This is a genomic window from Calothrix sp. CCY 0018 (assembly GCF_963920925.1).
Classification (GTDB): domain Bacteria; phylum Cyanobacteriota; class Cyanobacteriia; order Cyanobacteriales; family Nostocaceae; genus Rivularia.
Genome location: NZ_CAWUDI010000023.1, coordinates 73,860 through 99,356, shown reverse-complemented (window position 1 = coordinate 99,356; position 25,497 = coordinate 73,860). Strand labels below are relative to the sequence as shown.

The following is a 25,497-nucleotide window of genomic DNA, read 5'->3' as shown; positions in this document are numbered from 1 at the left end:
AAGTAAAGCTGGTTTATCCACAACCATGATGTTGGGTTACGACACGAGAATATAGATTTGCGTTTCCTTCTTCAATTTTTGTTCGTGTCTAACCCAACCTACAAATTACTTTCCCTCACCCCGCCTCCTAACCCCTCTCCCAAGCTTGGGAGAGGGCAATATCTTCGGGGCAAACAAGTCGTAGGTTGGGTTAGGGGCACGATGAATTATGATTTTCAACGATAAATTTATCTTTTTCGCCGTAACCCAACATTTATAATTTGGGGAATTGGGAATCGGGAATTGAGGTATTAAAAAGAATTAAAAATAAAGTACAGCTGGTTTATCCACAACCATGATGTTGGGTTACGACACGAAAACATCAATTCGCATTACAAATTAAATTGATTTTCGTGTCTAACCCAACCTACAAATTACTTTCCCTCACCCCGCCTCCCCTAACCCCTCTCCCAAGCTTGGGAGAGGGCAATATCTTCGGGGCAAACAAGTAAATTAATTATTAACTCCTAACTCCTAACTTCTAACTTTATTACGGATAAAACCCCAACTTCGGCAACCCAAGCATTTCATCCCAGCCCATCATGATGTTCAAGCACTGGATTGCTTGTCCGCTCTGCCCTTTAATTAAATTATCAATTGCTGACATCACAATCACGCGGCGCGTTCGCGGGTCAACTTCTATACCCAGATAGCATAAATTACTCCCGTGAGTCCACTTAGTTTGGGGATAAATTCCTGGTTCGCAAATTTTGACCCAAGAAGAGTGACGATAAAAGGCTTTATATATAGTAATCAAGTCGTCTCGTACTAATCCGGGGTCGCGCAATGTTGCGTATACTGTTGCTAAAATTCCGCGCACCATTGGTATGAGGTGTGCCGTAAACTGGACGGTGAGTTCATGTCCTGCTAAATCGCTGCAAATCTGCTCTATTTCTGGGGTGTGACGATGACGAGCTACGTTGAATGCTCCGACGGTGTTGTCTGCTTCGGATAGCAATAGATGAGTTTCGGGTTGTCTTCCGCTGGTTGAGGTGCCGCCTTTGCCGTCGATAATGGCGCTTTCTGGTACGATTAATCCTTGTTTGAGGAGGGGTGAAAGTGCTAGCAAACTGGCTGTGGGATATGAACCGGGGCAGCCTACTAATTGAGTGTCGGAAATGCGATCGCGATAAAGTTCTGGTAGTCCGTAAATGGCTGTGTTGGCAGTTTCTATGTCTTGACGCTGTTTGCCGTACCAATTACTATAAGTTTTCAAGTTGCTAAATCGATAATCTGCTGACAAATCGAGGACTTTACATCCGTATTCGAGCAGTTTTGGGGCAATTTCGCAAGCTAATCCGTTGGGTAGCGATAAAAAAACGACTTCGCAGCGGCGTGCAATTACTTCTGGTTTTACTGCTTCAACTTTGAGGTTTACGACGTGGGCTAAGTGAGGATAAATATCGCTAAAAGATTTTCCCGCACTACTTTCGCCGCCTAAATAAACTAGTTCTAATTCTGGATGATTCAGCAGCAACCGCACCAACTGAACTCCACCATATCCTGACGCGCCAATAATTCCCACGGGTACGCGCCTAAAATTGCCCATGTTTAAAAATTCCTATCCAATGATTTTTCTTTTTATGCAATAACTCCGCGTTTAACCGTGAAACGGCTAAGTTTAAGGAGCCAATTGCGCTTAAAATGTTATGTAATTAAGTATTCGTAACATTATGAGCGTTGTAGACACTTCTGCTATGTTATCGAATCATTGTTACTATGCTTCGGTGTTTCACAAAAGAGCTACAATATAAGATAAGATTTATTAAAAAAAATTAACGTTCGCTCTTCGAGAAATTCTCTGTGTCGCAGCATAATATCGAAACGCACTCTCCGCAAGGTGGGGAAACCACCCCGGTTACTACCGATTTAACCCAAGTATTTAAATTTGATTCGATTGATACCGCATTGGCTGACTTGAAAGCTGGTCGCTGTGTGGTGGTGGTAGATGATGAAAATCGAGAAAATGAAGGCGATTTGATTTGTGCCGCCCAGTTCGCAACACCAGATACAATCAACCTCATGGCAGTGGAAGCGCGAGGTTTGATTTGTTTGGCAATGACTGGCGATCGCCTTGATGAATTAGATTTACCTTTGATGGTGAAAAACATCACGGATACTAATCAAACTGCTTTCACTGTCAGCATTGACGCAGGGCCAGAACTAGGCGTTACTACAGGAATTTCCGCCGAAGATCGCGCTCGCACGATTCAAGTAGCGCTTAACCCCCATACCAAGCCGGAAGATTTACGCCGCCCCGGTCATATTTTTCCAATTCGCGCTAGAAAGGGAGGCGTACTTAAACGAGCGGGACACACAGAAGCTGCTGTAGATTTATCTCGATTAGCCGGTTTATATCCGGCTGGGGTAATTTGCGAAATCCAAAACCCTAACGGTTCGATGGCACGGCTACCCGAATTAATCGAGTATGCCAAGCGTCATAAAATGAAAATTATTAGCATAGCGGATTTAATTAGCTACCGTCTGCGCTACGACAGAATAATTAAACGCGAAACTGTTGCCGATTTACCTACACAGTTCGGAAATTTCAAAATTTACGCTTACCGTCACACTTTAGATAATAAAGAACACGTTGCAATTGTCAAAGGCGATCCAGAGACATTTGGCGATAAATCTGTAATGGTGCGGGTACATTCCGAATGTCTTACCGGAGATGCTTTAGGTTCCTTGCGCTGCGACTGTAGAATGCAGTTACAAGCAGCCTTGAAAATGATTGATAATGCAGGAGAAGGTGTAGTTGTATACCTACGTCAAGAAGGACGCGGTATTGGATTAATTAACAAATTAAAAGCCTATTCTTTGCAAGATATGGGGCTTGATACCGTAGAAGCAAACGAACGTTTGGGATTTCCTGCCGACTTGCGCGACTACGGTATGGGAGCGCAAATGCTGATGGATTTAAACGTGCATAATATACGTTTAATTACCAACAATCCTCGTAAAATTGCTGGATTAAAAGGTTACGGCTTAGAAGTTGTCGATCGCGTACCTTTATTAATTGAAGCCAACGATTACAACAGTCATTACCTAGCAACAAAAGCCAAAAAGCTAGGTCATATGTTGTTGCAGACTTATTTAGTAACCGCTTCGCTGCACTGGAAAGACGAACCTTTGTCGATAACTCAACGTTACGAACGTTTAGAAAAGATACGGCATTTAGCAAAAGACTATGATTTATTGTTGCAAGAAGAAACCCGTCCTTTGGGTTTAGCTTTATTTACCGAACCATCTTTAACGGTACACTTAGGTTTAGACCAAGCCAACGTTGCTGCTGAGGACTGGTATAAAGAAAAAGGTCATCCTTACGTAGAGGCTGTTACTAACATCCTCGATAAACTTGTTGAATTACCTTACGTGCAAAAGTTAGAATTTCTGATTTCACCTGGAGTAGATCCTTTAAGTAAGCTACAGGTAAAATTAGATAGACAAGCTTTTGAATTAAGTCAGCTACCTTCTTCACTCAGCGATAAATTAGAAACCCAGAAGATTTATAGTTTTGGGAAGTGAACCAATTTTGGATTTTAGATTGTAGGGTGTGTTATCGCGCAGCGTAACGCACCATTCATTAATTGTGGTGGATTATAATCATATTTTTTAACGCAGAGCAACGCGAAGGTAAACGCAGAGGAAACGCGGAGTTTTTCACTCATTTCTCAAATTATTCCAAATTATTAGACACACTTTGCCAAGACATAAAAACCAGAATCAAATAAAGTAATCCAAGCAAACCACCACCATAAATCAAAGCTAAAGAAAGAGGCGAATTAAAGGTATAATTTGGATTATTTTCCAATAACTTATGAAGTCCGCTATGAATTATTAAAAATACTGTAAGTGCAATCCGCGACCGATTTTTAATAGTTTGAGATTGATTATTTGTTAACCACAACAGCGCTGCAATTAGTGGTATATGAAGAATAACAAAAGTCAATGATGCGGTTTCTTCTGGTAAGCTTCGCAACACAAACAAAAGCTTCCATTCTGATTGCGTCATTGCATAAAGTTCGTGAGTGATGATTGTGGCAAAGCCTAAATAGAAAATTAAGTTTTTCATCAGATAATAAATTTATTTTAATTAACATATTGCACCCCGAAATCATAATCGCTCTATTCCCACCTTGAAATTAATTTCAAGGCTCATATACAAAGTCTACTTAAGTAGACTGAAATTCTTGCCCAGTTGTCTTTAGAAGACTTTCGCGATGAAATGGGGAATTACATTGCTTGGTGATGTTGATAATGATATAAGACAAAAAGTACTGCAATAACCTAAAAAGTTTACCTAGTCTGATTTATCAGACTTAATATATGAGCCTGGGAATTTATTCCAAGGCGGTTTATGATGCTGAGAAAAAACTAATCCTTACCTTCCAAAACACCTTCCCGGAAATATAAAAACAACGGTAATCCACAACTTAAACCAATTCCAACAGTCGCTATAATATAAATCAACAATCTGCTACGAGATAAACCTAGTCGCTTCAATTCAAAAAATGTAAAGCATAAAAACACTAATGCACTAATCACCAAATCGGTTCCAAATGCAGCCGCAGCATAATTAGTAAATCCCTTCTGAATTAATAATTCAATTGAAAAACTATTTTGCATAGTGAATTGTAACAGGAAACTCCAAGGTACAATAATTCCAATAATTACTAGCAGTAAATAAAGCGATTTAGCTGAAAATAATTTACCAGATGCAGATTCTTGATTTTGATAAGTTGCATTAGACATGACTTTTATTCTCCGATTCAAATTCAACAATCATCGTTGTTGTTTTGATTATGATTGCTGTATCCCAGAGTTACAATTACCTTTGAGGTAATAAAGATGTCAGTAAAAATGCAATCTATCTCAAACCAACAAACAACCTTCGGAAATCTGCTGAAACACCACAGAAAACTGCGAAAATTCAGCCAACTTGATTTAGCTTTAGCCAGCGATGTATCTCAAAGACACATTAGTTTTCTAGAATCAGGTAGAGCAAATCCCAGTCAGGAAATGATATTGCAGCTTGCTACCGTGCTAGATATTCCTTTACGGGAACAAAATGTTATGCTCACAACAGCCGGATTTGCACCGATTTATTCCGAAAGCGATTTATCTTCACCAGAATTTGAACCCATTCGCAAAGCTTTAGATTTTATCTTGCTTTCTCAAACACATTTACCCATATTGATAATGGATAGATATTGGAATTTAATTAAAACTAATCCGGTTTCGCAGCGGTTAATCAACTGGTTGATTGATTCAGAAGATTTACAAGACAATTTCTACATCGACGGGAAAATCAATTTGATGCGATTGATGTTACATCCCCAAGGTTTAAAACCATTTGTCGCTAATTGGGAAGAAACAGCCAGCCATTTAATTAAAAGAGTTTATCGAGAAGTAATAACAAACGATAAAAGCCAACAACCCAGGCAGCTTTATCAAGAATTCATGACATATCCAGATGTTCCACAACTGTGGAAACTTTCAAATTCTCAAAGTTGGCAACTACCATTATTAACCGTCAACTTTTTCAAAGACGGATTAAATTTTAACTTTTTTTCGGCAATAGCCACTCTCGGTACACCCCAGGACATTATGTTACAGGAATTACGCATTGAAACCTTATTCCCAGCAGACGAAATTACACAAAAGAATTTAACCAAGTTAAATTAATTATCAGTATATTTAAACTTATAAAAAATTATCTCTCTTTATCTTTTTTTCCTCTGCGCCCTCTGCGTCTAGTAAGGTTTTTTATCATTGCGATATTACCGCAAAAGATACTAATCCTCTCTTATACCTTTCAATGAAAGGCTTTCAACCTATCTTTCTCACCAATCCAATATTCCGACACCCAGAACTTCTCAATATTCATTAAAATTGCCACGGGTGCAAAAGTATCAAATTCTTTACCCGATAAACGTTGCGGTGGTAACAAGCCAAAAAGTTCATTGTATACCGTTACCTCAGTAATAATCTCATCAAACTCCGCTTCCATCTCATCAACCAAAACACAGTGGATTCCCCCATCATCATCATAATATTCTTCCTCGTAGGGTTCCCAGATCGGAGGAACTAATTCGTGTTCCAAATATTCCAGACGTTCAAATTCCTTAACGGGGATTATCGCCGCAACATCTTTCCCAGCTTGCTGTAAAACGATACGCTTTCCCGCTAAAACTACTGTTTTCAAGGCTTCGAGCAAATTGCCTCTAACTTCCTCAGTACTTGAACGGACAAACCCCTCATCTTGATTGACGTAATCTTTTACGATCATAAATGTAATCCAAATGTAATTTAATCGTTCCTAAAGTCTAGAAATCCGGGAAAATAATAAATTAAGGCTAACCTAAATTTTTTTGAATTTTATGGCTAACTCATTTTTGCAACATCTCCAAAGCCCCAAACGCCCTGTTGTGGTGTTTGATGGTGCGATGGGAACCAATTTACAGGTACAGGAACTCACCGCTGAAGACTTTGGTGGTGCGGAATACGAAGGTTGTAACGAATATCTCGTTCACACCAAACCGGAAGCTGTAGCAACTGTTCACCGTGGTTTCTTGGCTGCTGGTGCGGATGTAATTGAAACGGATACTTTCGGTGGTACGTCAATTGTACTTGCCGAATATGACTTAGCAGACCAAGCTTATTACCTCAATAAAACTGCTGCGGAATTAGCGAAAAAAGTCGCTGCGGAATTTTCGACACCCGAAAAACCCCGGTTTGTGGGTGGTTCGATGGGACCTGGTACAAAGCTACCAACTTTGGGACATATTGACTTTGACACCTTGAAAAATGCTTATGTGGAACAAGCAGAAGCGTTGTGGGATGGTGGAGTTGATTTATTCATCGTGGAAACTTGTCAGGATGTGTTGCAAATTAAAGCAGCGCTGAATGCCATTGAAGAAGTTTTCGCGAAGAAAGGAGAAAGGCGCGCTCTGATGGTTTCTGTAACTATGGAAACTATGGGTACCATGCTCGTAGGTACGGAAATCGCTGCTGTAGTGACAATTTTAGAACCTTACAAAATTGATATTTTGGGGTTAAATTGCGCTACCGGGCCAGATTTGATGAAGCCGCACATCAAGTATTTGTCGGAACATTCACCATTTATTGTTTCCTGCGTACCCAATGCGGGTTTACCAGAAAACGTTGGCGGACAAGCGCATTATAAGCTTACGCCGATGGAATTAAAAATGCACTTAATGCATTTCATCGAAGACTTAGGTGTCCAAGTAATTGGGGGTTGCTGTGGGACACGTCCAGGTCATATTGAAGCTTTGGCAGAAATTGCTAAAGACTTGACACCAAAAGTCAGGGAACCGCAAACTGAACCGGCTGCGGCTTCGATTTACGGTACTCAACCATACGATCAAGATAATTCCTTCTTGATTATTGGCGAAAGACTCAACGCCAGCGGTTCTAAGAAGTGCCGTACCATGTTGAATGATGAAGACTGGGACGGATTGGTGTCATTAGGGCGATCGCAGGTTAAAGAAGGCGCACACGTTCTTGATGTCAACGTTGATTATGTAGGACGCGATGGCGTGCGTGATATGCACGAGTTGGTTTCGCGTTTGGTGAATAATATTACTTTGCCTTTGGTGCTTGACTCCACCGAATGGGAAAAAATGGAGGCGGGTTTAAAAGTTGCTGGCGGTAAGTGTTTGTTAAATTCCACCAACTACGAAGACGGCGAAGAGCGCTTTTTGAAAGTGTTGGAATTGGCGAAAACTTACGGCGCTGGTGTGGTAATTGGTACCATCGATGAAGATGGGATGGCGCGAACGGCAGACAAGAAATTTGAAATTGCTCAACGTGCTTATCGTCAAGCTTTGGAATACGGTATCCCCGCCCATGAAATCTTTTTTGATAGTCTAGCGCTACCGATTTCTACCGGAATTGAAGAAGATAGAGCCAACGGTAAAGCGACTATCGAATCCATCAGTCGCATTCGTCAAGAATTACCGGGATGTCACGTTGTATTGGGTGTTTCCAACGTTTCCTTCGGTTTAAATCCCGCAGCGCGGATAGTTTTAAACTCGATGTTTCTGCACGAAGCAATGCAAGCCGGGATGGATGCGGCTATTGTTAGTGCCAGCAAGATTTTACCGCTTTCTAAAATTGAACCAGAACACCAGAAAATCTGCCTTGACTTAATTTACGACAACCGTAAATTTGACGGCGATATCTGCGTTTATGACCCCTTGGGCGAATTAACGACGATGTTTGAAGGGGTTAGCGCCAAACGCGATAAAGGCGTTGACGTTAGTTTACCAATTGAAGAACGGTTAAAACAGCACGTTATCGACGGCGAAAGAATTGGTTTAGAAGATGCTTTGAAAGAAGCAATGGAAAAATATCCGCCGTTGGATATTGTCAACATCTACTTATTAGATGGCATGAAAGTAGTCGGTGAATTGTTCGGCTCCGGACAAATGCAGCTACCTTTCGTATTGCAGTCAGCAGAAACCATGAAAGCAGCGGTGGCATTTTTAGAACCGCACATGGAAAAATCGGAAGGAGTAGACAACGCCAAAGGAACCTTTGTTATTGCTACCGTAAAAGGCGATGTTCACGACATTGGTAAAAACTTAGTAGACATTATTTTGTCCAACAACGGCTATCGGGTAGTTAACCTGGGAATTAAACAACCAGTAGAAAACATTATCCAAGCCTACGAAAAACATAAACCCGACTGTATCGCCATGAGTGGTTTGTTGGTGAAATCAACGGCGTTTATGAAAGATAATCTACAAACCTTCAACGAAAAAGGAATTACCGTTCCCGTAATTTTAGGTGGTGCAGCTTTAACCCCCAAATTTGTTTATGACGATTGCCAAAATGCTTATCAAGGTAAAGTAATTTACGGTAAAGATGCATTTTCCGACTTGAATTTCATGGAAAAATTAATGCCAGCTAAAACTGGGAATAATTGGGATGATTTCAAGGGTTTCTTAGGTGAATTTGCAGAAGCAGAACCTTCTCAAACTCAAAACGGAAACGGACATAAAGCAGCAGAAGAAAAAGCTGCCAAAGAAAAACCCGAAGAACCAAAAGTAATCGATACCAAACGTTCCGAAGCAGTCGAAATAGACACCGAACGTCCTACACCACCATTCTGGGGAACCAAATTATTACAAGGAGATGATATTCCCCTTGAAGAATTATTTTGGTACTTGGATTTACAAGCCTTAATCGCTGGACAATGGCAATTTAGAAAACCCAAAGACCAGACAAAAGAAGAATATCAGGCTTTCTTAGAAGAAGAAGTATATCCAATTCTAGAAACCTGGAAAAAACGGGTAGTAGAAGAAAACTTGTTGCATCCACAGGTAATTTACGGTTATTTTCCTACTCAAGCAGAAGGAAACACTTTACATATATATAACCCCGAAAACCATTCCGAAAAAGTTACCGAATTTGAATTTCCCCGTCAAAGATCGATGCGTCGTCTGTGTATAGCAGACTTCTTTGCACCCAAAGAAACAGGAATTATTGATGTCTTCCCCATGCAAGCGGTAACAGTGGGTGAAATTGCCACTGAATTTGCTCAAAAGCTATTCTCCAACAATGAGTACACAGATTATCTGTACTTCCACGGAATAGCCGTACAAATGGCAGAAGCTTTAGCTGAGTGGACGCACGCCCGAATCCGCTGCGAACTAGGCTTTGCAGCAGAAGATCCAGATAACATTCGTGATATGTTAGCGCAAAGATATCGCGGCTCGCGGTATAGCTTTGGATACCCAGCTTGTCCGAATATTCCAGATCAATATAAGCAATTGGACTTGTTGAAAACTGACAGAATTAACTTGTTTATGGACGAAAGCGAGCAGATTTATCCCGAACAAAGTACAACGGCGATAATTACATATCATCCCGTAGCTAAATACTTTAGCGCTTAAACTCAAACTCCCCTCTGCTTGATAAAGGGTTGGGGCTGGGGGTGAGGTAATCAAACTCCCCTCTCCTTAATAAGGAGAGGGGCTGGGGGTGAGGTAATTTAGGGTTAAAGGATAAAGTAATTCAACGGATGCTAAAAATATATTTGTATGATTAACCTAATAAAAATACAAAGGTATTGATATTAAGCTTAATTATCAAAATGACCAAAGTTTATAACAAAAACTCCGAAAAAGAAAAACGGCGATCGCTACGTCAAAATATAGTAAAAGCAGAACAAATAATTTGGGACAAAATAAGAAATAGACAAATAGAAGATTGTAAATTTCGCAGACAATATAGTGTAGATAAATTTGTTATTGATTTTTACAGCCCTATATTAAAGCTAGCTATAGAAATTGATGGTGAAAGCCATTTTAAAGAAGGTGCTGCTGAATATGATAGAGAAAGACAAATGTATATTGAATCGTTAGGAATTAAATTTATCAGATTTACAAATAATGATGTGTATGAGAATTTAGATGGTGTTTTAGAAAGTATTGCAATGAAGGTGAGAGAGTTGAGGGGTTAGGTTATCTGTTAGAATTCAAAGGGAAAACCTCACCCCTAACCCCTCTCCTTGTTAAGGGAGAGGGGGAAATAATATAATGGTAAACCTAGAGCATTTTCGCCAATCAATTCAAAGTATTTTAACTAAACACGGTAGCTCAAAACCAAAGAATGAAGATGTCGAAAAAGAATTGATTTTTGATACAATACACGACCATTATCAGTTGATGTATGTTGGTTGGAATGGTCTAAGCCGGGTTTATCATAGCATGATGCATTTTGATATTAAAGATGGCAAAATCTGGATTCAGCAGAATATGACTGATGTAGATTTAGCGCAAGAGCTTTTATATTTGGGAGTTGAAAAAGAAGATATTGTGTTGGGTTTACAGCCACCATATAAGCGTGCCTATACGGGATATGGGGTTGCTTGAATTTTAAATTATTGGCTCTTCATTACATAGTATGCTAAATTATGAGCAAGAAATCGCTGCAAGACTTACTATGCAAAGACTTTGACTATTATTTACTTGATTTCTTCCTAAAATCGTTTTTTTCCCTTCTGCCTACAGCAAAGCTGCCTTCTGCCTTTTTACGATTATTTAGTTAGCATACCAAGTGCTGAAGAACCAAATTATTAATTACGCTTTCTCAATTTCCAATCAATTTCTGGTGGAAAAGCTGGAAAATTATCCCGAATCCAATCCAACGAACGCCAGGCAATTTTATTACAACTAGTACGTGCTGCACCAAGGTTATTACCTCCAGCATCAAATGTTTCTAGCCATCCATCATCACCATCTGTAGTTACGCGAGTAGTGAAGATTCTTTGTCTATCAATAGTAACTATAAAATTCCATACAGAACCAAAATCTTCTTCACCCACATTTTGACTATAAAAACGATAAGATTTAACAAAATTTTCTGGATAAGTTGGTTTAAAATCTAAATTCATCTCATTAACAAATATATGAACATCTTCAAGGTTGAACTGAGTTTTTAAACTATACCCGCATTGTTCAAAATATGCCTCTTCTTCACTACATTCTTCCAATCCGCTAACTTCAAAATCCCAAGTTTGAGAAGGGTAAAGGGATTTCGCATCAATTAATTCTCCTTCGTCATAAACTTCTGTATAATTTTGAGAATAAAATAGCTTAATTTTCTGAATAAAGTTATTCATGGTAGATTTTTATTTACAGCTTCTTCGTTTTAATTAATATTCCCAGTTTTTTGTCTATAAATATATATGCTTAGAAAATATTTACTTAATCTTAAATGCCAACCCAAAATTCAAAAACCTTTTCAATATTCAACTTTCTCAAAAGAATGATAACAACCCTAATTCTTATCTACCTAACCTTCGCTATCATCATCTACTTCCAAGTAGAAAAATTAATTTTCCTTCCCCCACCTTCCACCTATCAAGACACAAATGAAATAATCAAACTTACCAGTGAAGATGGAACCAAACTTTCCGCAATTCACCTATTAAACCCCAACGCAAAATACACAATCCTTTTTGCTCATGGAAATGGATCTGATTTAGGTACTATTCAACCTAGATTAAAACAATTAAAAAGTATTGGTTTTAGTGTCTTTGCTTACGATTATCGCGGTTATGGAACTAGCGAAGGGAAACCATCAGAAACAAATGCTTATAAAGACATTGATACGGCTTACAATTATTTAACCCAAGAATTAAACATACCACCCCAACAAATCATAGCTTTTGGAAGTTCCGTTGGAGGAGGTTCGGCAATCGATTTAGCTGCAAGAAAACCAGTTGCTGGCTTAATTACCGAAAGCACCTTTACTTCTATATTTAAAGTTAAAGTACCTATAAAAATCTTACCTTTCGATAAATTCCCCAATTTATCAAAAATTTCCAAAGTAAAATGTCCGGTATTAATAATGCATGGAAAACTTGATGAAATAGTCCCTTTTTATCACAGCGAACAATTATTCCAGCAAGCACCTTCACCAAAACTCTCCTTATGGATTGAAGATGCTAAACATAATAATTTCCCATATGTAGCAGGGGAAAAATATCCAAAAATTTTAAAAGAATTTATCGAATTAGTTGATAATAATAATTCTATTAACTCCCCTCTCCTTAATAAGGAGAGGGGCTGGGGGTGAGGTTTCCCAGGGACGATATAAACGCTAACTTACTAAAATTCCATGCCAGAAAGACCAGAAATCAAACAAGCAGCCGATAAAATCAAAGCTACTGTAACTCACTCCCCTGTAGAAGAAATATTCTTTGCATTTGAACGTTTAAAACCCTACGAATCGCAATTAAAAAACCATCGCATCACAACCGTAGATACTAAAGGAAAAGCGATGTTGATTCGCTTGGATAACGAACTTACCATTTACAGTCACAATCAACTTTACGGTAAATGGATGGTGCGTCAAGCTTACGATTATCCTAAAACTAATCGTCAGCTACGTTTAGCAATTCACAATCATCAAAATTCAGCTTTATTATATAGTGCTTCCGATATCGAAGTTTTAGATAAAGACGAATTAGCGCTTCATCCCTTTCTTAATCGTCTTGGCCCTGATATTTTAGATCAAACACTTAATTTAGAACAAGTAATTAATAGATTACAAGATAAAAAGTTTTATAAAAAACGCTTTGCTACCTTACTTTTAGACCAAAGTTTTCTCGCGGGTAACGGTAATTATTTACGCAGCGAAGTTTTATTTGTTGCAAAAGTTCATCCTACTTTACGTCCCATAGATTGCAACCAAAAACAACTACAAAAACTCGCTGAAGCGGCGCTTACTATTCCCAAACAATCTTATCAAACTAAAGGTATTACTAATAATCTTGAAATAGCTGCCGAATTGAAAGCAAAGGGATACAAGCGGCAAGAATACCGGCATTGGGTATTTGGACGCGAATCGAAACCTTGCTATATTTGCAGCACTTCTATTATTAAAGATACTACAGGCGGAAGACGATATTATTATTGTCCGCAATGTCAAAAACAATAATCATTCGATACAATTACGAATTGTTATTATTCAACACTTTAATAAATTTGGTATTGCTCGCATAGGCTTCTTAATTTTTATAAATGATTTAGTCATTCTATCAAATATTTTTCTTTATCAAATTTATTTATTAACTAATGAATCAGTTAAATTCTGTGTATTGCAGGCAAAATATAAATATTCTTAACGTAACTAGCTCTTGGACTGTCCTTTAGCAATAACTTCACAATAATCGCAGTTTGAAAAAACTTAATTGTTCTTTGTTTACAAATGTTTAATATAAAATGATAGTACATACTCAGTTTTGAGTATATTTTTGTGAAATCAACCAATCTAAAATAGATTAATAAAAGTTGTAAACTTATTTTCGGTTAATTCGTATTATTAACAACGAAAAACGAATTATGAATTAAAAAGTTTGTCTAAAATCTCATTTTTCGTTCTAAAATTGCCCTATAGAATCGTAAATTCTTAAAATATATCAAGTAATAACTCAATATATTAAGTTTTTTATAACACTTGTGTCTTGATGTCCCTTAATACCGGACGTTGCTGTTTAAATTGTGTATCCTAAAAACATCCAATCAAATTTTCATCAAATAGAGGTCTATGACTCCTAAGATTATGCGTCAAGTTTGGTCTGTAGTCGAAAAAACTCAAACCAAGACGTTGTTACAAATGGATGATGCAAGCTTGGTTCAGTTGTTGGTAAAACAAACAAAAAACCAAGCATCGCTAGATTGTCACGAAGCCGATTTTCTTGGCGATTACATTCAATCCCGACTTCCTCTGATCCGCGATATAGCTCATGAACGCCAATACAATTTACAATCAACGTTCAATTGATCGACAATTTGTTCAAATATCATCGCTTCTCGATCAAAAGCAAGGGAATATAGCTTTTGACAAACAACGCACGCTACAAAAAGCGCAAAAATTAGCGATTATTCCTTACGGTAAATATCCTTCCACCAAACAATCAGAACCTACAATTCTCATCTCTACACGTTCCAAAGCCAGCGCTTGAGTCATTGTGGTTAAACCTAAATCTCCTACTGGTGTGGGAGCATTACTCCCACCAATAATTTTTGGGGCTATAAATGCTAATACTTTTTGTACTGCTCGAGAAGCGATCGCACTTGCGGCTAGAATTCCTCCACATTCCCACAACACGTTACAAAAACCCAAGTCATATAGATAAGCCATTGCTGTTTCGGGTGTAAGTGGTGATAATTCCACCACTTTTACGCCTTGTTTTTGTAAATATTCTTGTAAATTTGGGTTAGCTCCAGATTCTGTGAGTACAAGCGTGGGTGATTCTTGAGTTTCCCACAAATGTGCTTCTGTAGGTAAGTTTAAAGTGCGACTCATAACTACTCTTAGGGGATTGTGCGCTCCTGCCAGACGAGAAGTTAAACGAGGATTATCTTTACGTACTGTGTTTCCACCGACTACAACAGCATCACATCGGGCACGTAATTCTCTAACTGCACTGCGGGCATCTTCATTTGTTACCCAAGCACTATGACCAGTTGTAGTAGCAATCTTACCATCTAAGGTCATAGCGTATTTCAAAATACCCAAAGGTTTTTTATAAAGAATCCGATAAATAAATCCTTCATTTAACTTACGACAAGCTGCTTCTTCTACTCCCGAAACTACTTCTATTCCAGCTTCTTGCAGACGCTTAATTCCACCTCCTGCAACTAATGGATTTGGATCTACCATACCCACTACAGCTTTTGCTAATCCTGCGGCTACCACAGCCTCCGAGCAGGGGGGGGTACGTCCGTGATGGTTGCAAGGTTCTAAACTCACGTAAATCGTAGCTCCACGGGCATTTTCTCCCGCAGCTTTAAGGGCAAAAACTTCCGCATGAGGTTCTCCAGCGCGAGGATGAAAACCTTCCCCGATAATTTCACCATCTTTGACAATTACCGCTCCTACCATCGGATTTGGTGAAGTACGTCCCAAACCACGACGAGCCAGTTCCAAGCAGCGCTGCATCATGGTTCTGTCAAAATCGCTTCCGACCATTTTCACTTTTTCCTTCTGGATATTAGATATTAATTTATCTGCACTATGGTTGGCAGGAGAATTGTTCATAATAAAAGGGAACTTATGTGAGTATTTTTGCCTAAATAGAATCAATTCTATAGATAATTGAAAAAGTTTCGGATCAATTCGACAAAAAGAATTGACATAAACTCGATATAGTCAGAAATACCACAACTCCAGTTTATTTAACTGCTTGCATCCATATTGCCAGAGCCAGCACATTAAATTCCAATAAAATTAATTTCCAAAAAAATAAACAGGAAGGAATTGCAGCTCTACGTCGCTTTTAATTCCTTCCTCATGCGGGGGAGATAGGGGATGGGGGGATGGGGAGAAGAATAATTAATTTACTACTCTTTAGTCTCTCCTAACTCCCAACTCCTAACTCCTAACTCCTAAGATGATTGTTCGGCCAACTTCAACTGTTGCCACCAACGATTTAAAGGATAATAAACCACGGGTGCCCAAAGACTGCTGAGAATCGCGGAAGCTAAAGTCACCTTTTTGTAATATGCCCAAATCACATCTGAGCTAGCAGTACCCGCTGCAATCAACTGCAAAGCAAAAATCGTATCCGATAGCATAGCCATCACGAAGACGATTAAGGCAATAGAAATAAAATCTTCTTGGATGAAACGCTGTTTCTGAAATAAACCGATTAAAAAACCCACAATGCCCAAACCTATAGCATGAGTTGGCTGAGTTGATGTCATGGCATCTTGAAGCAAACCTAAAACGATACCAGCGAAAGCACCTTGAAAAGCAGAACGCTTGACACTCCAAGCGACAACCCAAATTAATAGCCAGTTAGCTCCAATTCCCAATAATTCCATGCCGGGAAAGCGATTTGGTAGCAGAAATAAACATAGTAATACAGATGCGGCAATAATTCCCCAATCGGTCATTTGAAGAACGCGGGGATGCCAGCGAGAAAGAGGTTTGATGCTCTTCTTCGCTCTTTTTGGTTTTCGGGATGGGGGTAGTCCGCTTGTTTGGTTATTCTTCGGTTTCTTGAGTCGAGATGGAGGTAATCCGTTCGTTTGTTTCTTCCTCTCTCTCTCCCGGAATTTGGGAATTTTCATTTCCTTGTAGCCTTGCTGCCTGCTGAAATTTCAGATTTTAGATTAAGTATTCTTCTCTTTTAGAGTCGGAGAGGCGATCGCGTTCAACCGTACATAAAGGTGAATTTTAAAAAGGGATGAAGGGATTAATGATTTACGATTCTATAATTTTAAATTTACCTTGTTCTGAAGTTGGATTCGCAGTTCAATCTAAAATCTCCAATCACTGCATAAATGCATCCGTTGTCAAAATCCCTACATTTTTTAGTTAAATTACTTTTGTGTATCTTTTTCGGGTGCCGGATTTGCTGGCTTGGGATTAACCGTTACCCAGTCAAGAGAACGAATCGGCGGAAAAAGTTCTATTGTCGCTACTGATGCGGGAAGTCTCTTTAAATCTAATGATTTGATTTTTCCTATAGGTACACCTGAAGGAAACTTGGAACTGTAAGTTGATGTCGAAACCACGTCTCCAGGTTTCACGTTTGGTACTTTCTCATAGAATTCCAATACTGCCTCAGAAGAGCCATCTCCTCGTAAAATACCTTTAGCTCCAGTGCGGCTGATATTTACACCTACTTGTGAATTCATATCGCTGATTAATAAAACGCGGCTAGTATTAGGAGTTACGCGATCTATCAGCCCAACCAAACCACCTTCAGCCTTGACTATGTAACCTTTCTCAATCCCTACAAGGCTACCGCGATTCAAAGTCACCTGTTGCCACCAATTGTCTGCACTACGTGCAACCACGCGAGCCGGAATTGTAGGTGCATCTTTTGGCTCTTTTTCTACATACTTTAATAAAGCCTTGATATTCTTATTTTGGTTTTCTAATTCAACTATCCGAGCTTGCAGTTCCTGTACCTTAGCATCCTTGAGATACTGTTCGCGATCGGGTTGGCTTTGGAATACTTCAAACGGACGAGCAATACCATCGTAAAACTCAACTAAAACTTCACCGTGAGTTTGTCGAATTGCCAAAGCACCACCAACTACCAAAGCCAATAGCCCAAACTGTAACCCCAAACGCTCCCACCAACGACGTGCAGTAAACATATAAACCTTTGTATAACAGATAGTTTTCTTAATATTCTTAATATTTTTAATATAAAGACATTGGATTCTATGTAGAACCCAATATCTTACATAAACGTTGCAGAACCTACATATTTCGAGAACGTCCGCTGAATACTCGTTCCAACTGCTTGAAATTTTCTAACACGCGGCCAGTACCCAAAACCACACAGCTTAAAGGATCGGCGGCAATGTGCGTTACAATCCCCGTTTCATGACTAATTAAAGTATCTATACCCTTGAGCAAAGCACCACCACCAGCAAGCATAATCCCCCGATCAATAATATCTGCTGCCAATTCAGGAGGTGTACGCTCTAAAGTCCGCTTCACTGCTTCAATAATAACTGAAAGCGGTTCGGCCATACTTTCACGGATTTCTGGTCCTTTAATTGTTACAGTTCTTGGCAAACCAGAAAGCAGATGCAAGCCTCGAACTTCCATGAATGCTTCTTCATCATCATGAGTAGGATAGGCAGAACCGATACGAATCTTGATATCTTCTGCTGTCCGTTCCCCAATTACCAGGTTATGAACTTTCTTCATATACCCGACGATTGATTCGGTTAATTCATCCCCAGCAATACGTACCGATTCGCTCAGTACAGTACCTTGAAGACTCAATACTGCAACTTCAGTGGTACCACCACCGATATCAATAATCATGTTACCAGTAGGCTCAGCTACTGGCAGTCCCGCCCCAATGGCTGCTGCTACAGGTTCATCGATTAAATAAACTTCTCTAGCCCCTGCTTGAGAAGCAGCATCCATTACAGCCCTTCTTTCAACCCCAGTCACGCCGCTGGGGATACCAATTACAATCCTGGGTAAAACTAAAGATTTGCCTTCGTTTACGCGCTGAATAAAACTCTTCAGCATCAACTCAGCAGTATCAAAGTCAGCAATAACACCATCGCGTAAAGGACGCAATGCGATTACATTTCCAGGAGTCCTACCGAGCATTTTCTTAGCATCTTCTCCCACAGCCAGCGCTACCTTTTCGTTTTGATCGATGGCAACAACTGACGGCTCTTGAAGTACAATGCCTTTACCAGAAACGTAAACGAGAGTGTTGGCAGTACCTAGATCGATACCCATATCCCGCGACAAGGAAAACTTACTGAAAAGACCCACGCGCTATTACGCCCCCTATTCTCGTTACTTTTTACAACGTCCGTGCGGACCGAATCGTGCTGGATTCTATTATTATTTTTGACCTGAGTCTAGTAAAACAGATTAAGTTTTGATATATCTTTTCCGAATCCTTACCATGTTCGGGTCCCTTTGAATTTTATATTCTTAGTCTCGGTAAAGTTATCAGTATACTTTTGCAATTTAAGCATAGTTATTTCTATCATTAATTTGATATTTTTCGTTGTCAATTATTTAACACTACGTCAAATGTGTTGTAATCGGCTATTATATTAATCAAATCTCAAAGTACATCAGTACTAAAACAAAAGCATATGAGTATAAATGTTGTCCATCTTGTCGGTCGTGTAGGTACTGACCCCGACATGAAGTATTTTGATTCGGGTAATGTTAAGTGTAGATTAACACTAGCAGTTGACCGTCGTAGAAAAGACAGTGGACCTGATTGGTTTAACTTGGAGCTATGGGGAAAAACGGCAGAGATTGCCAATAGCTACGTGCGTAAAGGTAAACAAATTGCCGTCAGAGGTTCTTTAAAGCTCGATAGCTGGAACGATCGCTCTACAGGGGTACTTCGTTCATCGCCAGTTATTAATGTAGAGGACCTACAGTTATTAGGTTCAAAGAGAGATTCTGAAGCTGAAATGATCAATAACGATCCTGGAGAATTTTAATTAGAAGTTAGTGGTTAGTAGTTAGTAGTTAGTTGTACTCCTTTTCATTTGTTCTGATGGGTTGTAGAGTCGTAGCAGTGCTACGTCTCCCTCGCTCCCACTAACGTCACAAGTTAATTGTGATTGATTTTAATAACCACTAACCACTAACCACTAACCACGCTCCAACTAACAATCAACAACTAATAACTAATTAGCAAAGTAACAGATGCTCCCACTTCTTGTTCTCCACCAACTACGGGAGTAGGTGCAGCTTCTGCCATTGCTGCGGCGGGAACCGAGCTGCGATACAAAACTGGTTCCGGCATGGAAGCATTATTAACTTTAATTTGAACTATTTCTTTTGAGTTTAAACCCAGGCTAGAAAAAACTGCCTTGGCTTGTGTTTGAGCGTCTTGAGTAGCTTCTTTGAGTGCTTGTTGTCGTGCTTTATTAATTTCTTCATCGGTAGCGACAAAACTGACGCTGTTAATTTGGGTTGCGCCAGCTTTTACCGCTTCATCCAATAATTTGCCTGCTAGGTCGGTAGTAACGCGAAAACTTACAATATTTGTAGCTTCGTAACCCTCAATTTTCTGTATATTATCTTTATAACTGTAGGTTGGATTAAGTCGAATGCCGGTAGTTTCTAATTTCTCTACATTCCGTGACTTGAGTAGCGTTACTACAGCATTAGACTTGCGAGCAACTTCTTCCTGTACGGCTAAAGGTGCTTTACCTTGAACCTGCACTCCCAAACTTACTTCAGACAAACTTGTCGGAATTGTTTCTGTACCTTGTCCGGTAACTGTTAATGTTCGTAACATTATTTTCTCTTCTGCCCAACCAGGTTGAACGGAAGCAACGCCGATTAACAATGCTATAGGTAGAGCTTTCCATAATCTTTTATAATTATGATTGTAATTCTGAGATTTAGTACCGAATAATTTTGTTTTATTCATTATATTTTCACTCCTAATTAAATTATTTTATTGCGATCTTTCTTCTAGAGTATTTACTTAATTTGAATGTTCCTGTTTTATCAATCGGTTTTAAAAAAATAAATTTGAAAAAATAAAATCGTAGCCCGTACAGAAAAAGATTTATTATTTGATTTAATTACAAATTGTTAATTGTGAAATATAGCATTTCTCACTCTATTGAGGTATATCTCAAAACCTCACCCCCAACCCCTCTCCATAAATCAGGAGAGGGGAGATAAAGCTTATTCTTTATCGGGGTGAGGTAATCGCTGTACTTCAGTTGCCGCCGTAAACGCTATATACAAGTATGTTGCCGTAGCCAAATCGTAATCGTGAAAAGGGAGTAGGGGAAGCGCGTAAACCGCACCTGAACCAGAATGCCTCACAAGGTAGTGCGGCGATCGCCTATCTTCTAGATGTAAATAACAAATTAGATTGTTCCCTATTTCCTATTTCAAGAAATTGTTCTATTAATCTTCATCGGATTGCTATATGAATTGGTTGCTAAAAACCGAACCAAACGAGTATTCTTATACCGACTTAGAAACAGAAAATACTGCGGTATGGGATGGAGTTAAAAATGCTCTTGCTCTAAAAAATATGCGTACAATGCGAACGGGAGAAGAAGTATTTATTTATCACACTGGTAAAGAGCGCAGAATTGTGGGAGTTGCACAAGTTGCCAGTATTGCATATCCAGACCCCAAATTAACTGATGTTAAAAGATTAGTTATAGACATACGGGCAGTGCGGAAATTGCCACAGTCTATTACTTTGGCGCAAATTAAGCAAGACGAAAAATTTGCCGGATTTGAATTAATACGTTTACCAAGACTATCAATAGTTCCAGTTTTACCCCAACACTGGCAGCACTTGCTAGAAATGGCTCTTTGTTAAAGCTAATTTTTATCATCGGCGTTAAGCGTTCGCCGTAAGGCGAACGCTTAACGCTTACTCATTTAATTATGACAACTTTCCTGATTCGAGTTGCGATCATAGGTAAAGTTATCACAGGTTTTAACGTTTTTGAAGTGGGATTACTGTTTAAAAGCATTAATTCCTATACTCTCTGTATTACGATAAAATTCCTTTCTCTTGCAGCTACAAGGCTGAGGTTCCCTTAAAAAAGCGACATGAAGGCTCTGCCTAGACGACCTAGGAACCTTTCTCGCCTAATTGAGCGTAAATCGGTTAATTTTTGGTTCCAAGCATCGTCAATTGCTATGGATGCCGTCTTGTTTTACCCGACAATGTTTCGATAAACAACAATTAAGGAATCTCCAACTTGGCTGCGATTTCAATAACTGTAAATCTTATAACTTAAAATTGTGCCAGATATAAGTAAAATTTCATTGGCTATAGTTCAACTAAGCATTTTCACTTCAGCAAACGAATCATAAAAGTATTGATGCTGGATAACTTATTATACCAAGGGAAACTTCTTTATTAAAATCTCCGTCCCTTTTTGCAGGAGTTTTTTAGAATTTGTCTGCATCAGCTGAGCGGAATATTTATTCAATTCCTGCATCTCACCATACGATTTTAAAGCTGATAATTCTAACGGGCGTGCATAAATTACCGCTTCAGTAAACCGCATTTCACAAATACTATTTACCCTTATGAGTGCTTTAACTAGTATTAACTGCAATAGTTAATTCTGGTAATCTCTTCGTGGGTGTGATTATTATGCTCTATCTCATACGTAGAATTCTATCGCCACAACAACATACAAGAATTATTTCTCATGCTAGAATTTCTTGCCAACAGCTAATTGCGTCTTTTTTAAGAAGCATTTTCTGTTGTGGGCGTATATTAGTAAAAAATTGTCTTCCGTGGCAAGCACCACTGATAACCAATTTATCTTTAATCAAAGTTCTGGCTTAGATGAATATAGCAAGAACTGAAACTTTTTAGCTATAACCGCTCTATCAAAATGCGACTTAGGAGAAAGCACCTTGAAACTACACTGGTTAATACCTGGGACTTTTTTAACTGTCTCCCTGTTATCGTCGCCTGCGGATGCAGCAAAACTAGAATCTTGGGATTTTGACGCTAATCAAAACAGCCTAGAATTTAATACTGATGCTGCCGTACAACCAAAGGCACAACTAATTTTTGGTCCGACTCGGGTGGTAATTGATTTACCGGGAGTTGAATTCGGTCGTTCGCAGCTTAAAAAACCTGTAGGTGGTGCTATTCGTAGTGTCCGTATCGGTCAATTCGACCCCGAAACTACACGTATGGTGGTTGAATTAAGCCCTGGCTATACATTAGATCCAAATCAAATCAAATTTGAAGGAATAAGTCCCAGTCGTTGGAAGGTAAAATTACCGCAACCGCAACTTGAGAAGGCAGAAGTTGAGGAAAAATCTATCTACAGCGTAATCCGAACCAGCAATACCGTAGCCAGCAATACCGTAGCCAGCAATCAAACGGTAATCAAAACTGCTCAAGGAACGGCTCAAATTGAAAGAGTACTTCCGACGGGTGACGGCTTTTTTGTGCGTACAAGTGGCGGTAAACCATCTGGGGTAAGAGTTAACCGCAGTAGCAAAGAATTGATCGAAGTAGATATTTCTGGAGCGACATTTTCCTCAAGCTTACCGCGAAACGAATTTCCCATGAATCGTTTTGGCGTAAAGGGAGTTGAATTTAAGCAATTAAACTCAACAACTGCTCGTATTACTTTGCGAGTCAATGAAAATAGCCCTAATTGGCGAAGCTCTATCAGCAGTTTTGGCGGTGTAGTTTTGCTACCGAATGGCCCGGTTAGCAACTCCCCTGTAAGCAGCAATCCCAGCCCATCTGTAAATCAACCAATATCTGCTCCGCCGCCAGTTGCATCAATTAGTAAGTCACGAGCTGAAATTAATTCCGTTGAATTGGACGACAACGGTAAGAAATTAGTTGTTAAAGCGAACAAATCTTTATCTGGAAGCACCAGTGGTTGGGATAAAACTAGTGCAATGTACCGCATCCTGATTCCTAATGCTCGCTTAGCACCCTCTGTCAAAGGCCCGGATTTTAAACCCAACAGTTCGGTGTTGCGGGTACGTATGCGACAGGAAGATGCAAATACTGTTGCGATCTACATTCTGCCAGCATCGCAGATAACTTTTGGAAGACTTGATGTTCGAGGAGATAAATTATCTTTAGATTTGCAGCGTAGTAATGCAGTCAAGCCCCCAGTTGTTTTACCTCCGATTCCACAACCAAATCCCATTGCTGGTTCCAAACCTAGACCTGTACCTGTACCCGCTCCTGCCAAGCCGAAGCCAGATCCAGCGCCAAAACCAAAACCGGCTCCTACTGGACAAGTACTAGTTATGATTGATCCGGGACATGGTGGTAAAGATCCAGGTGCAATTGGTATTGGTGGACTGAGAGAAAAAGATGTAATTTTACCCATCAGCCAAAAAGTAGCTGAAATACTGCGAAAAAATGGAGTCAATGCAGTACTCACCCGCAATAGTGACTATTTTGTCAGCTTACAGGGACGAGTCGTGATGTCTGACAGAGACGATGCCGATCTATTTGTCAGCATTCATGCCAATTCTATGGGTTTAAGTCGTCCCGATATTAACGGTTTGGAAGTTTATTATTACAACAGCGGTAAAGGACTCGCCGATACAGTTCGTAGAAGCATTACTCAAAAGGTAAAAATTAAAGACCGAGGAATACGAAAAGCTAGATTTTACGTACTTCGCAAAACTTCTATGCCAGCAATTTTAGTAGAAACTGGTTATGTAACGGGTAGAGAGGATGCGGCTAACTTAAGCCAAACTTCGTACCGAAATCAAATGGCAGAAGGAATTGCTGATGGTATTCTCCGGTATCTGAAACGTAGGTAAAAATATATAAATGAATTACGAGTAATGAGTAAACTTGGGTGAATTTACTCATCATAAATTGTCATCCTAAATCAAAAAGAGCGGTTATTATGGGGGAATTATTGTTCGGAAGCGAGCAATGATTCTCCCATTTTTAAATGAGCAGGCCCGGACTTATCTTAGGATTGGCATTTATTAAGTTGCCTTTAATAAAATATTGCAGGTTGCGATAATTTTATGTAGGTCTAAACCCAAATTATTCAAGTGCTATTTTAAGCCTCTACCGCTGAAGATATGCTAGATCGGGTTTGTATTTTATCTGTACTTGTATCTGTATTTATATAATCCCATATTTTCTGCTCTGACTCAAGCTAAAAAAAGAATACTGCTTATGAAATTTATTTCATATATAATTTACGGCAACATTTACGATTAGTTTAAGTATTTCATTCTTAAAAATCTCCCGAAAGTTAAAAAAAGCTTGCTAAATTTATCTTCAATAAACTTATCGACAAAGTTGAGAGGTAACGAAGATTGAAACTTCAATAAAGAAGTCGTCTGCTTTTGTCTAGATAAGCTTTCATTGTGCGGTCGAATTCAGTTTTACCCAACAGGATGCAGCTATGGCAATAGCTTTTTTCTCCTTAAAACCAATAGGCAAGAATAATTATTGATCGACCGTAAACGAAGTCACCCACAGAAGGCAAGCCGATGCTTGTACAATTAGATAATGCCGGAATTATCTTGGTCATCAACCATTCGTTCGAAGTTTATTCTAAAATCTAATAAAATCTAATAAAATCTCAAACCTATGGGTCGTTAACATCAATATTATTTTTTGTAAATTGGGGAACATTTTTTCTCAAAAGTACGATCGGGGGAGCTTCTGTAGCATTGTCAAATTTCAGGCGCATATTGAAACTCTATAGCCTTAATTCAGGATTAAAGTCAAGCCACCTTAGAACTATTTAAACATAAATCTATCGATCGTAATTCTGAGATGAAAGCAATAAACACGTTTAAAATAATTCAATTTCCGATCGATACCACTCCGAACATTCAAATGACACATCATTAGTATAAATATTGGATTTGACTGCTAAGTTGAACTTTAACTCCGCCGGATGTTGGTATAATCAAATGCTAAAAAACGTGGCTAATGATGTCTTT

At 39.1% G+C, this 25,497-nt stretch carries 21 protein-coding genes; 11 read left to right on the top strand and 10 right to left on the bottom strand.

All coding sequences use genetic code 11. The features are described from left to right. Window positions 1-529: 529 nt before the first annotated feature. Window positions 530-1,588 (bottom strand): N-acetyl-gamma-glutamyl-phosphate reductase, encoded by a 1,059-nt coding sequence (gene argC / locus ACM03V_RS17765; RefSeq protein ID WP_414622125.1) that lies wholly within the window; start codon window positions 1,586-1,588, stop codon window positions 530-532. A gap of 254 nt (window positions 1,589-1,842) precedes the next feature. On the opposite strand from argC, the gene ribBA reads away from it, so the two are divergent. Continuing rightward, the gene (gene ribBA, locus ACM03V_RS17760) at window positions 1,843-3,567 is read left to right on the top strand and encodes a bifunctional 3,4-dihydroxy-2-butanone-4-phosphate synthase/GTP cyclohydrolase II (RefSeq protein WP_414622124.1); all 1,725 of its coding nucleotides are present in this window, start codon (window positions 1,843-1,845) and stop codon (window positions 3,565-3,567) included. Between the two features lie 151 nt (window positions 3,568-3,718). Here ribBA and ACM03V_RS17755 read toward each other — a convergent pair whose 3' ends face one another. Both ACM03V_RS17755 and ACM03V_RS17750 read right to left on the bottom strand, forming a co-directional pair. Then, a complete protein-coding gene (locus ACM03V_RS17755; RefSeq protein WP_414622123.1) occupies window positions 3,719-4,114 on the bottom strand; it encodes a DUF6713 family protein in 396 nt (131 codons plus the stop codon). Between the two features lie 302 nt (window positions 4,115-4,416). Further along, window positions 4,417-4,794 (bottom strand): DUF2834 domain-containing protein, encoded by a 378-nt coding sequence (locus ACM03V_RS17750; RefSeq protein ID WP_414622122.1) that lies wholly within the window; start codon window positions 4,792-4,794, stop codon window positions 4,417-4,419. A 96-nt stretch (window positions 4,795-4,890) separates the two neighbouring features. Between ACM03V_RS17750 and ACM03V_RS17745 the strand changes: the two genes are divergently transcribed. Then, window positions 4,891-5,727, top strand: a complete 837-nt coding sequence (locus ACM03V_RS17745) for a helix-turn-helix domain-containing protein (RefSeq protein ID WP_414622121.1) — start codon at window positions 4,891-4,893, stop codon at window positions 5,725-5,727. Window positions 5,728-5,857: 130 nt separating this feature from the next. On the opposite strand, the gene ACM03V_RS17740 is transcribed toward ACM03V_RS17745, so the two are convergent. Further along, the gene (locus ACM03V_RS17740) at window positions 5,858-6,331 is read right to left on the bottom strand and encodes a type II toxin-antitoxin system Phd/YefM family antitoxin (protein ID WP_414622120.1); all 474 of its coding nucleotides are present in this window, start codon (window positions 6,329-6,331) and stop codon (window positions 5,858-5,860) included. A 91-nt stretch (window positions 6,332-6,422) separates the two neighbouring features. Between ACM03V_RS17740 and metH the strand changes: the two genes are divergently transcribed. The 3 genes from metH (at window position 6,423) to ACM03V_RS17725 (ending at window position 10,943) form a co-directional block, all read left to right on the top strand. Beyond that, window positions 6,423-9,962: a methionine synthase gene (gene metH, locus ACM03V_RS17735; protein WP_414622119.1), complete on the top strand. Its 3,540-nt coding sequence runs from the start codon at window positions 6,423-6,425 to the stop codon at window positions 9,960-9,962. Window positions 9,963-10,162: 200 nt separating this feature from the next. Beyond that, the gene (locus tag ACM03V_RS17730; protein ID WP_414622118.1) at window positions 10,163-10,531 is read left to right on the top strand and encodes an endonuclease domain-containing protein; all 369 of its coding nucleotides are present in this window, start codon (window positions 10,163-10,165) and stop codon (window positions 10,529-10,531) included. A gap of 76 nt (window positions 10,532-10,607) precedes the next feature. Further along, window positions 10,608-10,943 (top strand): XisI protein, encoded by a 336-nt coding sequence (locus tag ACM03V_RS17725; RefSeq protein ID WP_414622117.1) that lies wholly within the window; start codon window positions 10,608-10,610, stop codon window positions 10,941-10,943. Window positions 10,944-11,146: 203 nt separating this feature from the next. Here ACM03V_RS17725 and ACM03V_RS17720 read toward each other — a convergent pair whose 3' ends face one another. Continuing rightward, window positions 11,147-11,692: a hypothetical protein gene (locus ACM03V_RS17720; protein ID WP_414622116.1), complete on the bottom strand. Its 546-nt coding sequence runs from the start codon at window positions 11,690-11,692 to the stop codon at window positions 11,147-11,149. 146 nt (window positions 11,693-11,838) lie between these two features. On the opposite strand from ACM03V_RS17720, the gene ACM03V_RS17715 reads away from it, so the two are divergent. The 3 genes from ACM03V_RS17715 (at window position 11,839) to ACM03V_RS17705 (ending at window position 14,361) form a co-directional block, all read left to right on the top strand. Further along, a complete protein-coding gene (locus ACM03V_RS17715; protein ID WP_414622115.1) occupies window positions 11,839-12,651 on the top strand; it encodes an alpha/beta hydrolase in 813 nt (270 codons plus the stop codon). Between the two features lie 42 nt (window positions 12,652-12,693). Then, window positions 12,694-13,515, top strand: a complete 822-nt coding sequence (nei, locus tag ACM03V_RS17710) for an endonuclease VIII (RefSeq protein WP_414622114.1) — start codon at window positions 12,694-12,696, stop codon at window positions 13,513-13,515. Window positions 13,516-14,124: 609 nt separating this feature from the next. Continuing rightward, window positions 14,125-14,361: a hypothetical protein gene (locus ACM03V_RS17705; protein ID WP_414622113.1), complete on the top strand. Its 237-nt coding sequence runs from the start codon at window positions 14,125-14,127 to the stop codon at window positions 14,359-14,361. A 105-nt stretch (window positions 14,362-14,466) separates the two neighbouring features. On the opposite strand, the gene ribD is transcribed toward ACM03V_RS17705, so the two are convergent. The 4 genes from ribD to ACM03V_RS17685 form a co-directional block, all read right to left on the bottom strand. After that, window positions 14,467-15,552, bottom strand: a complete 1,086-nt coding sequence (gene ribD, locus ACM03V_RS17700) for a bifunctional diaminohydroxyphosphoribosylaminopyrimidine deaminase/5-amino-6-(5-phosphoribosylamino)uracil reductase RibD (protein ID WP_414622144.1) — start codon at window positions 15,550-15,552, stop codon at window positions 14,467-14,469. 416 nt (window positions 15,553-15,968) lie between these two features. Then, window positions 15,969-16,655 carry a rod shape-determining protein MreD gene (mreD, locus tag ACM03V_RS17695; RefSeq protein ID WP_414622112.1) on the bottom strand — a complete coding sequence of 229 codons (687 nt, stop codon included), beginning with the start codon at window positions 16,653-16,655 and terminating at the stop codon, window positions 15,969-15,971. 252 nt (window positions 16,656-16,907) lie between these two features. After that, the gene (gene mreC, locus ACM03V_RS17690) at window positions 16,908-17,693 is read right to left on the bottom strand and encodes a rod shape-determining protein MreC (protein WP_414622111.1); all 786 of its coding nucleotides are present in this window, start codon (window positions 17,691-17,693) and stop codon (window positions 16,908-16,910) included. Between the two features lie 106 nt (window positions 17,694-17,799). Next, the gene (locus ACM03V_RS17685) at window positions 17,800-18,807 is read right to left on the bottom strand and encodes a rod shape-determining protein (protein ID WP_414622110.1); all 1,008 of its coding nucleotides are present in this window, start codon (window positions 18,805-18,807) and stop codon (window positions 17,800-17,802) included. Window positions 18,808-19,175: 368 nt separating this feature from the next. Between ACM03V_RS17685 and ACM03V_RS17680 the strand changes: the two genes are divergently transcribed. After that, a complete protein-coding gene (locus tag ACM03V_RS17680) occupies window positions 19,176-19,535 on the top strand; it encodes a single-stranded DNA-binding protein (protein WP_414622109.1) in 360 nt (119 codons plus the stop codon). A 182-nt stretch (window positions 19,536-19,717) separates the two neighbouring features. Here ACM03V_RS17680 and ACM03V_RS17675 read toward each other — a convergent pair whose 3' ends face one another. Continuing rightward, entirely contained in the window at window positions 19,718-20,476 is a 759-nt protein-coding gene (locus ACM03V_RS17675) for an SIMPL domain-containing protein (protein ID WP_414622108.1), read from the bottom strand. A gap of 513 nt (window positions 20,477-20,989) precedes the next feature. On the opposite strand from ACM03V_RS17675, the gene ACM03V_RS17670 reads away from it, so the two are divergent. Both ACM03V_RS17670 and ACM03V_RS17665 read left to right on the top strand, forming a co-directional pair. Continuing rightward, window positions 20,990-21,394 (top strand): EVE domain-containing protein, encoded by a 405-nt coding sequence (locus ACM03V_RS17670; RefSeq protein WP_414622107.1) that lies wholly within the window; start codon window positions 20,990-20,992, stop codon window positions 21,392-21,394. A 1,058-nt stretch (window positions 21,395-22,452) separates the two neighbouring features. Continuing rightward, window positions 22,453-24,348 carry an N-acetylmuramoyl-L-alanine amidase gene (locus ACM03V_RS17665; RefSeq protein WP_414622106.1) on the top strand — a complete coding sequence of 632 codons (1,896 nt, stop codon included), beginning with the start codon at window positions 22,453-22,455 and terminating at the stop codon, window positions 24,346-24,348. Window positions 24,349-25,497 lie beyond the last annotated feature (1,149 nt).